The organism is Terriglobales bacterium (assembly GCA_035651655.1).
Lineage (GTDB): Bacteria > Acidobacteriota > Terriglobia > Terriglobales > Acidobacteriaceae > DASRFG01.
Window position 1 is genome coordinate 77,253 of record DASRFG010000015.1, and the last position, 15,178, is coordinate 92,430.

The 15,178-nt window shown below is 53.2% G+C and carries 9 protein-coding genes; all 9 read right to left on the bottom strand.

What is annotated here, in order from left to right:
- Positions 1-10: 10 nt before the first annotated feature.
- Positions 11-1,534, bottom strand: coding sequence for an MBL fold metallo-hydrolase (locus tag VFA76_06890; GenBank protein ID HZR31563.1), 1,524 nt, complete (start codon positions 1,532-1,534; stop codon positions 11-13).
- The gene (locus tag VFA76_06895; protein HZR31564.1) at positions 1,524-3,485 is read right to left on the bottom strand and encodes an alginate lyase family protein; all 1,962 of its coding nucleotides are present in this window, start codon (positions 3,483-3,485) and stop codon (positions 1,524-1,526) included. Before VFA76_06895 ends, VFA76_06890 begins: the two co-directional genes overlap by 11 nt.
- A gap of 48 nt (positions 3,486-3,533) precedes the next feature.
- Entirely contained in the window at positions 3,534-4,517 is a 984-nt protein-coding gene (locus tag VFA76_06900) for a right-handed parallel beta-helix repeat-containing protein (protein HZR31565.1), read from the bottom strand.
- 213 nt (positions 4,518-4,730) lie between these two features.
- Entirely contained in the window at positions 4,731-6,311 is a 1,581-nt protein-coding gene (locus tag VFA76_06905; GenBank protein HZR31566.1) for a hypothetical protein, read from the bottom strand.
- 169 nt (positions 6,312-6,480) lie between these two features.
- Positions 6,481-8,739, bottom strand: coding sequence for a hypothetical protein (locus VFA76_06910; GenBank protein ID HZR31567.1), 2,259 nt, complete (start codon positions 8,737-8,739; stop codon positions 6,481-6,483).
- Between the two features lie 60 nt (positions 8,740-8,799).
- A complete protein-coding gene (locus VFA76_06915; GenBank protein HZR31568.1) occupies positions 8,800-10,227 on the bottom strand; it encodes an oligosaccharide flippase family protein in 1,428 nt (475 codons plus the stop codon).
- A gap of 18 nt (positions 10,228-10,245) precedes the next feature.
- The gene (locus VFA76_06920) at positions 10,246-11,907 is read right to left on the bottom strand and encodes a glycosyltransferase family 4 protein (protein ID HZR31569.1); all 1,662 of its coding nucleotides are present in this window, start codon (positions 11,905-11,907) and stop codon (positions 10,246-10,248) included.
- 48 nt (positions 11,908-11,955) lie between these two features.
- A complete protein-coding gene (locus VFA76_06925; protein HZR31570.1) occupies positions 11,956-13,173 on the bottom strand; it encodes a hypothetical protein in 1,218 nt (405 codons plus the stop codon).
- Between the two features lie 18 nt (positions 13,174-13,191).
- Positions 13,192-15,159: an asparagine synthase (glutamine-hydrolyzing) gene (asnB, locus tag VFA76_06930; protein ID HZR31571.1), complete on the bottom strand. Its 1,968-nt coding sequence runs from the start codon at positions 15,157-15,159 to the stop codon at positions 13,192-13,194.
- Between the last annotated feature and the right edge of the window lie 19 nt (positions 15,160-15,178).

Sequence of the window (15,178 nt, forward strand, 5' to 3'; positions counted from 1 at the left end):
CGTGTTCGTATTACAGGGCCGCAGCAAATTTGTCATCCAGTAGAGGCAGGTCGCAGGCGCGACAAACTTCACATTTGCTGCGGAACATCCACTCTCGCATCAGGTCATTGGTCTTCTTGTCACTATAATCGCCAGAAGGATTTAGAACGGCTTTGGTGACCCAGGCTCGAGTGGTTTGGCTGGAGATTAAGTGCCTGGCCATACGCAAGGGCTCTTGTTTCCAATAATGGCTTGCCGATGGTTGCCGGGTCAGAAGACGCACGCAGGCAACGTCTAAACTTGATTGAATTGTCGCTGGATCAAATACGTCAACGTCCAAACCGTAGCCGATGGTGATCGCATCCCCACCCCAGTCGCTGGCAAAGGAATGCCGCAGAATACGACTCGATGTTCTTACCACCAACAGTGAATCCGGCGTTGGATGCTCGCTTCTTGTCACTTGGGGACGGGCATCTTCAAAACTGACATTGAAGCACGGGCTAATCGGGCAGTCCTGTACCTTGATGCTGAATTTAATACTACCCAGTTGGTCGGCGTACAGATCCTTGCGCCGATTGACATTGGCGATGATTTCACCCTCTAACCGACGCGCATCTTCTTCACCGATTTGCGGGGCTGAAGTTAGGGCTTTGATCTCGTCGCGGTACTGTTCCTCGAGCAGGTGTTTGAGCCCACCCTCCACGAACTGGCTACGATACGGCGAATTGGGCACCAGTTGATTGTTGGCCAGTACATCACCTGGATACATAGCGACAATGCGAACCGACTCTGCAGCCTCGGGATACAACTGACGAAAATACTCTGCCAGGCGAGCGCGAGGAAAACGCACATCGTTGATCCACCGCTGCTCGGGTTGGAGCAAGGCGAAGTCCGCTGCGAAGGGTACCGCCACCTCCGGGGCCAAGCCATGGACTATGCGGCAGAAGCTGTGTGCAAACAGCTGCTCACGAGCTTCTCCAATCTCGACATCATCCTTGCCCGGACAATGGATCGCATTGGGAAAGTAACTGGCGCCACCGAAGCCACAGAATACGGTGTCAATCTTCGGCCAGCGCTCTTTAATAGCAGTAATAAATAGGTCTTGAATCTTAGGGGGGAAAGAGTGCAGCGCATCATTGACGTTTACAAGTACTTTCCCCTCGGCTTCGATGACGACGATGCTGTCCAAGCTGTTGACTACATACGTGAGCGAAGTATCAGGTGAGAGCTTATAAGTTTTTTGCGCGGCGGCCTCTACCACGTCTTTGAACCCGAGTTCCTGCAGGAACTCGGTTGTGCCCCCATACCAGCTATAGGGATAGAACACTTTCGCTGCCCTGGGAAGTTCCCGCAAACTCGGCTCGTGGAAGTGGTCCTCATGCCCATGAGATAAGGCTATTACTTGTGCCTTGTCCAGAATCTCAGTATTGACGGGCTTGGGAAAGATGTTCCACTGGCCGCAATACGCCGACCCTTTAAACCATGGGTCAGTGACTATCTGTACATCACCGCTATCAACAAAAAGACACGCGTGACAAATATATTCAATTCTCATTTAGTTTGTGTATCTGAGGACGGACTGCTTTCGTCTGAATACGGGTTACGAGGGAAACGGGTAATGGTGCTTTCGAGCTGCGCAACCGAAGCTTGGTGGAGGGTATAGTGCTACCAAAAGTGCGCGAAATGAGAGTGTCTTCCGGCTGCACATCTAATTCCACGTTCGACTCGAAACTAACCGTGACAACACGCCGTTCCGCCAATTCGCACCGGAAATGTTGTTTGTCCGCGGCTAGTACCTTCCAACTGGGAGCAAAGTGAAAATTGGCTTCGAACTGGTGCAGGCCTTCTCCCGTAAGCTCGTCATGTACCACGATTTGTTGCCCATCCTTAGACAAACAGACAGTACGCGAGTGGATGACGTTTAATCTGCTATATCCCAGATGAGAAGCATGCATTTTGGACAAGTGGGATAAATGCTCAACTTCAATGGGGCTGACCGCGGCATTATCTCCGATGCAGAACAAAAGATTGCTCTGCGGAGCAATGCAATTTTGCTCTTCACCATCAACCATGAGAGTGTTGTGCGCCGCGGTAGAACGAAAATAATTACGCTTGACCGCGTCGCGCGTATAGCAGCCGGTACCGGAGTCAACAAGGAATTCGTCCGTCTCAAAACGGACAACCACACTTAGTTTGTCGTTATGCGTGTGGCTGCCGCGCCCGCCGATTCCGTTAGGAATCGCTAACAGCATCACCTCGGTGCCCGCGCATGAGGCGATGCCGATCCCCGAGTTTTGAAACTTTCTGGTCTGTAAGGTCGAGCTTGGGCGGTAAGATACAACGTCCTTCCGCAGACCATACCAGTTCGCGTCTGCCGGGTCCGTCATCGGTTTGCCGAACAGAGCTGCGCCGATTCCCAGTAAGTTTGAAACCCGCAGCGAATTTCGTTCTGGCAAGGGAGTATTCATCTGCTTAAGATCGTCGAGGAGCAGTTCGACCCGACCGTCGTCGCAATCTCCCACCGCGGGAAGCTGGCCGCTTTCATCCGCCAGGCCGAACATGAACTCATACATGCGTTCAAGCCGTTCCCGGAATTGGGGACTGGGCGCAACACGCTCCGCACGCATGAGCAACAATGCAGTGGTGAACATCTGGCAAACCAAAACATGGTAACCAGTTGATGCCTCGTGATCGCCACCATCGTCGTAAACCTGTTTGAGAATTTCTTGTTCCACCAGGCGGCGGTAGTAGTTGCGCTTTTTTGCAGCCGACTCTCCGGTCAGAAACACCGACAGGCAATATAACCCAACGATATTGCTCAGATAGTGGTTACTACGGACAATGTGCGAGAACTCCGACTGCGCCTCAATAAACACCAGGTGTTCCCACAACGAGCGGGTCACCTTGTCGCCCCAAGCTCTCTCGTCTGCCTGCAAAGGCGACAGAATGCTGAGGGTGAAGCACATGCTCATCGCACGCAGCGCCGCCTCCATGGCAATGGTCCAATTAACCCCCATTCCCACTGGGTTTTCGTCAATCCAGTTCGCCATTAAGTCTTTGGCAACCTGTCGATATCGGGTCTCAGCGGTCAGCAGATACGCTTTCGCCAACACAGGAAGAAATTGCAATCTCGACAGTTCCCACGGCACCTTTACGTCTGACCCATCATGCCGCACGGTCGTCAGGTCTGCGCTCGGACTCTTCGCCCAGGTCTTTCCCGAAACAAAATCCACGTCCCAGCGCGGAGGCATGCCAAGTTCGACCGGCGCATAGCTCAACAGCGGATACCGACCCTGACAAACGGCTTCCGCACAGCCAACGATGTACTCCCGCGCAACAGGGCTTATGTCCTGAGCTGTAGCTTGATAATAAGGAACATTACGAAACTGGTAGGGACAAACTTTGCGACCCAGTTCCGCAAGGATCCGAGCCTTCCGCCAGCGGCGTTGCCCTCGCCACATCAGTTCGCGCGCAAGGACGACGGGCGATTGCCTCTGGACCAGCATGGACAAGCTCTTCATAAAGTGAATACAGGTTAGAAGTAGTGCCAGACCTTAGTTATTGCCAATCAATATCTGATTGCCGCTCGGAGGGGCCACGATAGTGCTTGGAACCACGGAATAAAACGGTCCTACCTTATTTCCGGCAAGACTATTGTTGAGTATTAAATTGTTGATGGAATTGCTGTCTCCAATTTTAATGCCATACTGCTGCTGGCCCGCACTGGTAATGTTGCCGACGGTGTTCGCTTGCAGAATTCCGTTTGTCACCTTCCCGCTGAAATTAATACCGCCACTCCAACTGAAGTGATTGAAGTTATTATCCTGGACGGTATTGTTGGAAATAATCGGAAGGTCAGTATAGTTCAGGTTAATTCCGACATTCACGTTGCGCAATACTGTGTTATTTAGAATCGTAATGTGGTGGATGGGAAAGGTGGCAAGTCCGCCTATCTGGATACCGTTTGCCAAATTGTCCGTTGTCGTATTGTTAGTTATGACTACGTGGTGGACGCTACCCGTTGTGGGATCGCTTTGTATGTTGATTCCGTTGCGACCATTCGATTGGGTGACGTTGCTCGAGACTACTGCATTGTTCCCTGGAGCGTACACTTCGATTCCCATGTAGCCGTTACTGTTTGAGGTGTTGTTGTAGACCACACAATTAATGGCATCGCATTCGATTCCGTTGGCCCCGCTCCCGGTCACGACATTGTCGTGAACGTAAACGTTAGATGTGGGCTTTAAGCCGCTGAGATACATACCGTCAAAAGCCGCACCTGAGATCTGGTTGTGGTCAATCGTAAGAGTATCCCCACCTACAAAGAACAAGACGGGTTGTGAGCCGCTCACATAGTGCGCTCCCGGTCCTACCAGGTTACAGCCCGTAATAACGGTATTCTTGAAGCCTGTGCCTTTGAATATGGGGAAGTTGCTGCCGGGCGGTACCGATATGGCAACTCCACTTAGGCATCGAACAGTGATATTTTGTAAGTTCGTAATGAATATGGTCTGCGCGATCTGAACGCTGCTGCTCACAGTGACTACGCCGCCGTCAGGCTGTGGCAGTGCGTTTATTGCTTCTTGAATTCCGCCTGTGAGGCTTTGCGCGAGTGCTGGAGCGCAGCTCAAAATCAACACAAGCAGTAGCTCTCTGCTTAACATCTTAGTGGCCTCCGAGTATCTACCTGGGACTTTGACTAACGAATGCACTTATTGGCTTCAAGGCAGCGTCTTGGTTGCTGCCGGAAGTTAAAACATGTACCTGCCGATGGTGTTTAGCGTTAACCCGGATGGGCTCGAGGCTATTGACCAGCCCTTATTAAGGCGGGTGTCGCTCGAATAAAGAGTTCCGTTCCTGGGCATTATCGTCAACGGTCCTAACCTCGGATCAATAATGCTGACGCTGTCGGCCGTCTGCGAAAAGCCGAAAACATAGAACCCGTAGGTCCCCACATCCGTCATAGGATGGTTGACCATAAAAAATGTAGGCGAATTTGCAAGCGGCACACCGAGCACGTTCGTGGCCGGCGGTAGCGGGTTCAGATACAGAAGGCTGGGATCCATGTAGTAGGAATTAGCTACTTGCGTCCCGTAGACTGTCACTTGAGTAAGTGGGATGCCAGGCCAATTCTGCGCCGCAACCGCGGCCGCCATATCGTCAATGGAGAAGTATTGCCCAGCCGTAGTACTGAACAATACCAGGCCAAACGTGGGATCCAAGACGACCCACTTGCTCAAAAAGGGGTCGTAATATTCCGCCATCGTATGGCTTTCGACACCGTTGAAAACACTGATTCGGAGCCGGACAGAAATGCGCTGGCCCATTAACAACTGTACCAGCGTCTTCGCATATTCGGTACAAAAGGCCACTGTGCGACCATCATCTGCGACGATCTGTGCCAGCAGGGTGCCGGGAATAGGTATGTTGGTCATCCCCAGCGTCATCATCCGAACAGCTTGAGTCTGATTTTGCGCCGTAGTATGCAGAACATCTGGATCGGGTAGCGGCTGCGGTGCGGTTTGAAAAGTACTGCTGACCGGATAGAACACTCCGTTAATTTTCGTGGACAAGGTTGCGTAATAAGTCTGGCTACCTATTAGTCCAGGAACGAGACGTGAGGTCTTATCTGCCGGCAACACGGAGCTATTGTGAACATCGAACACACCCGATTTTGTGCCGACTTTTAGATAGTATGCTTGCGCATCGGGCACGCTGTTCCAGGAAAAACTGGCGAAGGGGTCAACATTCGTGGCGCCCTCCCCAGGTGTGATCAAATGCGCGACCTGTGGCCCAGTGCTGAAAATACTGTCAGCAAATGTGCTTCCTGCCGGAGTTTGGGTCCACAATCGCACGTAGTAGGACGAAAAACCAAGCAGACCGGTTACCAATACGCTCGTGGTACCGAGTGTCCCACTACTGAAAACGTCCGAACCGCCTGGGGATGACCCTATGTTGAGAACATATGTAGCCCCTTTTACGGTGTTCCACGTCGCGGTGAGATAGGGATCAATCTTACGGGCACCATCCAACGGGTAGGTCATAAAGGCAGTAACGATTACCGATGTGAACGTACTGTCAACGTAGTTGCTTGCCCAGTGTCCATTAATGAATGTCCATATCCGCACATAATAGGTTGTGCCGCTGGCAAGAGCAGCAGGTATCTTGACGCTGGTTATTGTGGCGGGTTTCGATCCACTGTTGAACACGTCTTTCAATCCGGGGGCGGAGCCTACATACAGATAGTACGCTTGCGCCGTCGAGACTGGATTCCAACTGAATGTGTTTCCACTGAGTGGAATATTGATATCGCCAGGAGCCGGGTAAATCATGGTTGCCAAACTCTGAGCCGACGAAAGCGAGTTGGCAGCAACTAATAACAGCAGCAGGGCGCCTAGCCGAAGACTCGGGTTACAACGCGACAGATAACGCAACCAGCCGCCTCTCCAACCCCTTATTTTGCTCTCCGTGAGCTTCCGCATATAAGACACAAAGCTTCCATCAAAACAGGAATCGACGAGGGCTATATATCGTTAGATTGGCCGGCTGTGAGGTAAGCGACCAACCCGAGTTTAAAATCAGATCGTGAGTCCAAGAAGTACCGTTCTCCGGGCCCAGATTGAGGACCCCCAAGTTCGGGTCAGATATGGTCGCAACATCGCCTTGGCTGGCGAAATTCAGTATGTACGAGCCTTTGACACCGATCACCTCCGGCCCATTTAGCGTAAGGTATGGAACGGGAGAATTGGCCAGCGGAACTTTGATCTGACCGCTTGCAGTTGGCAGAGGATTGAGGTAAAGCAAAATCGGGTCTAAATAGTATCTGCTGAGCCAAAAGCTTCCTGAGCTAGTAACGTAGGTGACCGGGATGGAAGTGAAAGCCATGTTCACCACAGCCGAGCTGATGTCTTGCACACCGAAGCCAGTCTGACTGGCCGCACTGAAATAAACAATCCCGAACATTGCGTCCGCGTCTACCCACTTGGCCAGGACAGGATCATAGTACTCAGTCATGGCATGCGTATCGAAAGTTGCGCCGGTGAATACCACGTTTCGCTGGCGGGCTGAGATCCGTTGCCCCATAAACTGTTGAACCAAGACAATGGCAAAGTCGGTACAAAATGCATAGGACGCACCTCGCGACTGAACTTCATCGGCCAAAACGGTTCCAGAAAAGGGCACATTATTATTGGGAGCGGCCATACCTCTCACCGAGGCAACAATGTTTTGAACGTTCTGTCTCCACGCATTAATATCGCTAGGCAATGGTTGTGGCGCCGTCTGGAAAGTTAATACGGCGGCCGAATACCAGATTCCCGCCTTCTTCGTCCACATGGTTGCGTAGTAGGTCTGGGCACCGATCATTCCTGCCACAATCTGGGTTGACTGAGTTGCCGGCAAAGGACCGAGATTAGCGACGTCCTTCAACCCGGGTTGAGTGCCGACATATAGTGTGTAGGCCTGTGCGTCTGACACCAGATTCCAGGTGAATGCCGCAAATGGATCAATGCTGGAAGAATTCGGAGCTGGATTGATCAGGTGAGCGATTCCGGTGCCGGTAGTGAAGGAACTATCTGTAAAGCTGCTTCCGCCCGCACTTTGGGTAAACAGCCGCACGTAATAGCTGGTGTTTGCTAGAAGTCCGGGGATAAATAAAGACGTGGAGGTAACGGGACCACTACTGTAAACGTTCGACCCACCGAGACTGGTGCCGACATTCAGGGAGTACGATTGCGCACCCGAAATGCTATTCCAGGTCGCCGTAACGTAAGGGTCCACATTGGTCGCGCCGTTGCGAGGAAAGGTCAGGTTTGCCCCATTTATGGTCGCGAATGTCGTATCAACATAAAACTTGCCCCAATTGCCGTTAATCTTGGTCCACAAACGGGCAAAGTAATTAGCTCCCGGAGCCAGATTGCGTACAGTCATACTGGTGCCCAGAGTCGAACCACTATTGAACACATCGCTGAGTCCGACGGCGCTTCCCACGTACAGGTAGTAGGCATCGGCATCGGAGACACTCGTCCAGGTGAAAACCGGGTTTAGGGCGGAGACGTTTCCCGTACCGTTAGTGGGAAATGTGAGCTGCGACAACTCAGCGACAGTGGTAAAGCTGCTGTCGGATGAAGTCGTTCCGGCGGCACTCTGGGTAAATAGTCGCACGTAAAAAGTAGTCAGCCCCCGCAAACCCGGTACTTGAACACTGGTGGTGGAGATAGTTCCGCTGTTGAAAATATCGGAGCCTCCCAGCGTCGAGCCAATATTCACGACATAGGTGGAATTCGGAATACTCGTCCAGGTCAGGGTCGGGCTAGTTGTGATTCCACTGGCCCCGTTTGCGGGAAAAGTTAAAACTGAAGTTCCAGCGATAGTAGAAAAGGTGCTGTCCACATAGTTGCTGGCCCAGTGGCCATTCAGCATCGTCCACAACCGGATGTAATACGTTGTAGCCGGAGCAAAGTTCGGCACCTTGTAGCTGGTAACAGTTATAGAACCGCTGTTCACCACGTCCTTGAGTCCGGGAGCCGTGCCTACATAAAGATAGTAGGCTTGTGCGCCCGAACCAGTGGTCCAGGTAAATGTATTACCGGTTAAGGGAACATTGGTAGCACCGGGCGCTGGGTAGGTCATCGTGGCGAAGGTCTGACTCTTCGATGTGGATTGCAAGAGGAATACAACCAAACCGACACTCATCAGCCGAAACAACAATTGCCACGAAAAAAGCTGACAACGATGCCGCAATGGTGCCGTGTCGTACATTTGGTTTGCTCCCCTGGAGGTGGCGGTAGATTTCGGTGAGTCGGACGACATATGTACCACTTATTCCGCCATTACTGCGGTGGTCGGTTTACTGCGATATTGTTTCCAAATAACTGCCAAGACTGCAAAAAGAGTCAGCGAGTACGAAATGGAGGACATTGCCGAGGCGCCCTTGATGCCAAACGTTGGAATGGCCCAAAAATTTAAACCGATGTTCAGGATCACGGAGGTGAGCCAGATCCACACCACGATCACTGGATAGCCCATACTGTTCAGAAACTGCACAATCGTTGTCTCAATGCCTAAAGCGAAAATGCCCGGAACCAACCAGATAAAGGCATCCGACGCGGGGAGGAATAATTTGCCAAACAATAAACGGATGGTAATGGGCGCCAGCACAACCGCAAGGGCCAAGACCGGAAGCAGGGCGAGCCCGGTGCCCACGGCAGCTCTCTTGGCCTGCCGGAGCTTCTCTGCGGTATCGCGCATTGCTGATAGACGGGGAAAGAGGATCAATCCAATAACAGAAGGCAGCAACAAAATATAATCTGCCATGCTGGCGGCTACCGAATAGTAGCCCGTCTGTTCCGAACCGAGCATGTACTTAACCATCAGCAGATCAATGCGTAGGAGAAGAAAGCTGCAGAACACAATGATGTAAGCTTTGAGCCCGAGACCAAAATGCTGCCGCAGTAACTTTAAGGAAGGCCGCGGCACATCAGGAAGCAGCCGCCACAAAGCCTTCAGAGCCCAAATCAAACTTAGGGTTAGTCCACATATGTTAGCCGCGAATACATATTCGGGATTGACCCGGCGAACAAAGATAACCATCCCGATGAAGATCAGGCTGAAAGCCTTACTCATGAATTCAATTTTGTTGAAGACCCGTACCTGCTGCAGGCCGAGAAGTAAGTTCTCGGTAAGGAGAAATGCCAACCCAATCGGGATCCAAGCTAGTCCCAGTACCAGTAAAGGACCATGCAAGGGGGCGTGTTGAGGCTCGAAATAGAAGAATAGACCCGCAGCGAGAGCGCCTACCCCCCCGATTACAGTGCTGACCAGCAAGGAATTTGCCAGAAGCGTGGGCAATAAAGTCTGATCGTGAGCAACATAGAACGTGTTCGAACTGTTCAGCCCGAAATTTCCAAACTGTACGCCGAGAACGCCAATCGCCATTGCCACCGCATACAACCCGCGACCCTCGGGACCAAGTACGCGCGTGACAGCTACGGTGGTGATCAGCCCAACTGCCATCAAACTGATCTGGGTCGAGTAGGTTTCAATGACCTTGCGGAAAAAATCCGACGACTTCCATAAATCCTGGCAGCGTTGGATGGGCCCTGGCACTGCATGGTTCAGCGGTAAGCTAAGCGCAGGAAGCGACAAGGGCTTAGAGGCCGAGCTGAGCTCGTGATCAAATCCATTATTTTCGGACGACTGCAACGGCACCGTGGTGCCCAGCGTTCCGGAATTCTGCGACTGAGTCATAGGGATAATCGGTACAACTTATCTGCCTGGCGCCACGAGTTCGGGTTCCGGTTGGGCGACTTCTTTTGCTGCGTGCGAGGTTCTGGCGAGCATCCGTGCCGCGTTTTGCCGCCAGGTGTGACGTGCGATGGCCGCTTCTCTCGCGTCGTTTCCCAGTCGCCGGCGAAGCGCTGGGTCTCGCGCCAGCAACTGAATGGCGGCGACTAGTTCCTTAACATCGGCCGGCGGGACCAGCCATGCAGTCTCATCGTGCGTGAGAACGGTCGCCAACTGGTCCAGTCGGCTGGCAGCAATGGCTTTTCCCATTGCCATGTACTCGAAAAGTTTGGTCGGAGAGCCGAAGAACGGGGTGCCGTCCGTCATCGGCACATGGGGGGAGACCAGAATGTCGGCAGCATCCAGATAGGCTCGAACCCGGTCGTGTGTCACGATCCCTGTAAATATGACCTGGCCGGATTGTTCCCATTTTGCAAGAGCCGCGCGGATGTCCTGCAGCAGTCCACCGGAGCCAATCAGCAAAAAACGCAGAGGCACTGCCGTCCCATCTTGCAGAAGTTCCTTGATTGCCTCTTGTAGAACAGCAATGCCGTGCCACGGACCGAAGGTGCCGACGAAGGCACCTACCACTTCCTCCGGGGAGATCCCCAGTTCCTGGCGCAACTCCTTACCCCCACAATTGGGATGGAAAAAGTCCGGATCTACGGCATTAGGATTTACCAGAATGCGGTCCGCAGGAATGCCACGCTTTATCAGGCCGTCGCGTAACGGTTCCGAGACCACCACAATCAGGGCGGAGCAGGCGAGGGTTACCTCCTCACACAATCGCAACCAAGTGCGGAAACGCGTCGGATCCCAGTGCTTCGCCATTTCCAATTCGGAGGCATTGTATTCAAGCACCAGAGGCACTCCGATCAACCACGACAGGGCCGCTCCACCAATCATGAACCTGCCATGACGCTGGTACAGCAGCCGCGGCTTCACTCCAGATAAGTGGCGCCGCACTTCGCGTGCGAAGCGCAAGCCGTATGTCAGCATCAAGGCTTCCCATACCACAAAGAACTTTCGCTTGCTTGGGACACGCACCTGGGAAAACTGCTCTGCGGGGAGAGATACTGCGGAGAAGATATCACAAGTGGCGTCGTTCGCAGCCAGCCCTCGCAAGACCCCCCGAATGTGACTCATCGCGCCCCCGGCGAAGGAATTCTCCCGCGGATAAGGAAACAAGTAGGCGACATCCAGTGAAACTTCACGCGACGAGAACTGCTGCGGCCTGGCGAGAACTCGCCATAGGTTCAGTCCAAACCAAAAGGACAGAAAAACAAACAAGTCGGCCATGGCGCTGATCGCGGCTTTAGGAAACATCCACAGCCAATCGCGGCGCCGATAGACGCTCAGGTGTCCACGTTCGTCAACCGTGACCGTTTCTTTACAGTGGTGAAGCAAGCCCGACCACTGCACCAGCTGTAATTGCATGCAGTCGTCAATGGAGTCGAAAAACACCACCAGAGCACGTCCGCGAAGAGAACGAAGGGCGCGCACCTGCCCCTTCCAGCCGCCATCTCTGAGTTCGCGGTGCGACAACTCCATCACCGTTGCCCCCGGATAACGCTGTTCAACGAAGGCGCGACCCTTGCCTGGATCACCTGTCCAGACGTGCAAGTAGACGGTTTCGGCGCTCATGTCCTGACTTGTAATGGCGGTTCTACTTTCTTTTTAAAATCGGCTCGATTAACTCAAGTATTGCCGCTTGACCCGGGCAAGGGCGCGGAGCATCCACGACTGTCCCCAACGAATGTAGGGTGTGCGATCAGTCCAAAATCGGTGGATCTGGTAACAAAACGTTCCATTCGGGTTGCGCATGTGATCAAGGGTCCAGCTGGCAATTCGGAGTGCGCGTTCCCGTGCATCGCGATCGAGGCCGGCGAAATCACAGAACGTCAGCATGGCCTGCGAACAGCAATGCACATCAATGGGATACAGCGCATTATGAAAGTATTTCGGTGCGCCGTCGGCGGTAAAGAACGTGTTCACGTAGTAGCGATAGCCTCGCCTGAGCGACGCCTCGAAACTGCAATCACCGGTGCTGTTCTGGTAGGAAAGCAACGCTCCCAGGTTGTAACCCGTATGGAAGCTATCTATCCAACCCTGGGCACGGCCGGCGCCATACGCCCACGAACCATCGGCGCGCTGTTGATCTGCAAGGTAGTGCATGATGCGACGAGCCACTCCCAGGTATTCAGGATCACGTTTAGAGATTGCGACCCTGGCCAGGAGCGACCCAACCAAGGCGCTGCTGTTGTAGATAACAGTGCGATCTGCGGGAGTGTAACTAAGGCACAGGTTTGTGGGTGTGTCCACAGAACGGTTCAGCTTGGTGACCAACAAGTGCGTGGCCGAGAGAGCCATCTCTCTGGCTTCGAGGTCATGGAACTGTTCGGCCATATCAAGCAGCGCGGTGGCGCAAAAATAGGTGGCAATGGAGTTCGGGCTAAAAGCCGGTAAGCGTGTTCCCCGCAGCGAAACGTAATCCCAGTCATAACCCCAGCAAAATTCGCTCTCCCCAGGGCTACGCAGGGCCTGCAGCGCCCTTTTCATTGACTGTGCTTCGCTCGTGGTGGATTGCCCACATGCCGCAAGATCGCAGTAGGCGGAGAGAATCAGTCCTAGTGCCTTTGGGTTCCGGCTGGGAGGAACTCGTAGCAAATGACGCAGACGGAGCCCCCCGAATCGCTTTGCCGACTGAATCAATAATGTTGCAAACGGCTGCCGGCGTGCCCAATCGCCTGACAACAGCGGCGAATTCAAAATGTCATAAGGTTCATAGCCTGCATAATTACAGGCCTTCAACCAGGCAACCAGTTCACCGATACTTCTAGTGATTTCACTGGCAGTGCCGGTTTCTACCTTTGGCTCGATCTCTAGCAGCAATGTGGAAGACAAACTCATGGTGTAATCAGTTCTGGCCTATACGAACATGCTTTCCATCGGCTTGGAGGATGTCTGATCAACAAATGTCTCTTGCCATAGCTCGAGGCTGAGCAATGCCCAGAGCTGCATGGTGTAATCACGCTTTCCGGAATTGTTCATCTCGATAAAGTTGGAGATCACTGCCGGATTAAACAGGCCTCTACGGCGTACGCGCTCCGGGGACAGCAGGTCGCCGACCATCTCCCGCAATTCATTTCGCAGCCAAGAACGCGCCGGCAATCCAAATCCAGCCTTGCGGCGGCGGAGCACGGCTTTGGGAAGGCGTCCTTTCATTGCTTTCCGCAGAATATGTTTTTGCGTGAGACCCTTGATCTTCATCGTCGGAGGAACACGACCCATGAAATCTACGATCTCATTGTCGAGAAAAGGCACTCTCACTTCCAAAGAACAGGCCATGCTGAGGCGATCGGAGTAGCAAAGATTGAACTCCGCCAGGAAAGTCTTGGCATCCACATAGAGCATTTGGTTGAGGAAGTCCTGGCCAGCAGCGGCGTCAAAATAATCGGAGAAGGTGCTGCCGAGTCGCAGGCCGGCACTATCAGCTCGGAGTTCCGGCGTGACCAGAGCGTGCATTTCCTGCTCTGTAAAGTAAGAGCGCAGAGCGGTATATTGCTCTCTGGGCTGTAACTCCGAGGTACGCAGGAGCCGGTCGGCGTAGCGAGAAGCCGCGAGCACAAATCCCGGTTGTACTCCAGGGATTGAGGCTTTCTTCGACCCTAAGCTCGCCAGACTGGATCTTAGACCGCGACGGGCAAACGCGGGAATAAGCCTGAGCCATTTGCTTAAGCGGTCTCCCAGGTGGACGCGGTACCCGCCGAAGATTTCATCCGCTCCCTGGCCGCTCAGCAAAACGGTGACATCGGGTCTTGCTTCGCGGCAAATCAGATAAGTGGCAATGGCGGCGTGGTCCGCGATTAAATCATCGAGATGCCAGATGACGCGCGGCAACAGATTAATGACATCCGGCTGGACCACAAGCTCATGAAACTCGGCGTCAAAGTGGTTGGCTACCAGTCGAGCGTAGCGGGCATCCTCTGTGCACTGCTCCAGTTGGGCGTGCTGTTCCTGAAAGCCGATGCTGTAGCAGCGTAGACGAGCGCCGTGGAATTGAGCGGCGGCAGCCACCAAGGTGCTGGAATCGAGCCCACCACTTAAGAAAAACCCTACCGGAACGTCACTTATCAGCTGGCGCTTTGTGGCAGACCCGATAATTTCGGCAAGACGTTCAGCAAGCTCAGACTCTGATTCTTTGTAATAGTCTCCCGCTGCCAGGTCCCAGTAAGGTTCTAGAGTGATTTCTCCCTTCCGCCACGTCAAAATGTGCGCGGGAGGCAGTTTGGACACGCCCTCGAAAAGAGTGTTCGGGCTGGGAACATAGGAAAACGTCAGATATTGCTGCAGTGACCAGAGATCCAAACCAGGCTTTATCTCAGGGCACGCCAGCAGTGCCTTAATCTCCGAACCAAAATAGAGCCGCTCACCGCGCTGAACATAATAGAGCGGCTTTATTCCCATCCGGTCGCGGAAAATGAACAGGGTCTTTGTCTTGGTATCCCAAATGGCAAAGGCAAACATGCCATTCAGATGTTTCACCATTTCCTTGCCGTACTTTTCGTAAAGGTGAACCAGAACTTCGGTATCGCTGTGCGAGCGGAAGTGGTGGCCGTCAGAAATCAGCTCTGCGCGTAATTCCTGAAAGTTATAGATTTCCCCGTTGTAGGCCACCCATACGGAGCGATCCTCATTGCACATCGGCTGATGGCCGGACGCGCTGAGGTCAATGATGCTAAGGCGATTGTTGCCCAAAGCAACGCGATCTCCTGCCGAGAGACCGTCCGACGTGTAGGTCCCGGAATCGTTCGGTCCACGATAGCGGATCCGGTCGAGCATCTCTCTTAGGAGAGGTTCATCGGCAACACCCGCCATTCCTGCAATGCCACACATTCTTGTTTGAGGCTCCTAG

Bases quoted from the DNA above. Each gene is read 5' to 3' on its own strand.
- VFA76_06890 (HZR31563.1), bottom strand. From the start codon at position 1,534: ATGAGAATTGAATATATTTGTCACGCGTGTCTTTTTGTTGATAGCGGT.
- VFA76_06895 (HZR31564.1), bottom strand. From the start codon at position 3,485: ATGCTGGTCCAGAGGCAATCGCCCGTCGTCCTTGCGCGCGAACTGATG.
- VFA76_06905 (HZR31566.1), bottom strand. From the start codon at position 6,311: ATGATTTACCCGGCTCCTGGCGATATCAATATTCCACTCAGTGGAAAC.
- VFA76_06910 (HZR31567.1), bottom strand. From the start codon at position 8,739: ATGTACGACACGGCACCATTGCGGCATCGTTGTCAGCTTTTTTCGTGG.
- VFA76_06915 (HZR31568.1), bottom strand. From the start codon at position 10,227: ATGACTCAGTCGCAGAATTCCGGAACGCTGGGCACCACGGTGCCGTTG.
- VFA76_06920 (HZR31569.1), bottom strand. From the start codon at position 11,907: ATGAGCGCCGAAACCGTCTACTTGCACGTCTGGACAGGTGATCCAGGC.
- VFA76_06925 (HZR31570.1), bottom strand. From the start codon at position 13,173: ATGAGTTTGTCTTCCACATTGCTGCTAGAGATCGAGCCAAAGGTAGAA.
- asnB (HZR31571.1), bottom strand. From the start codon at position 15,159: ATGTGTGGCATTGCAGGAATGGCGGGTGTTGCCGATGAACCTCTCCTA.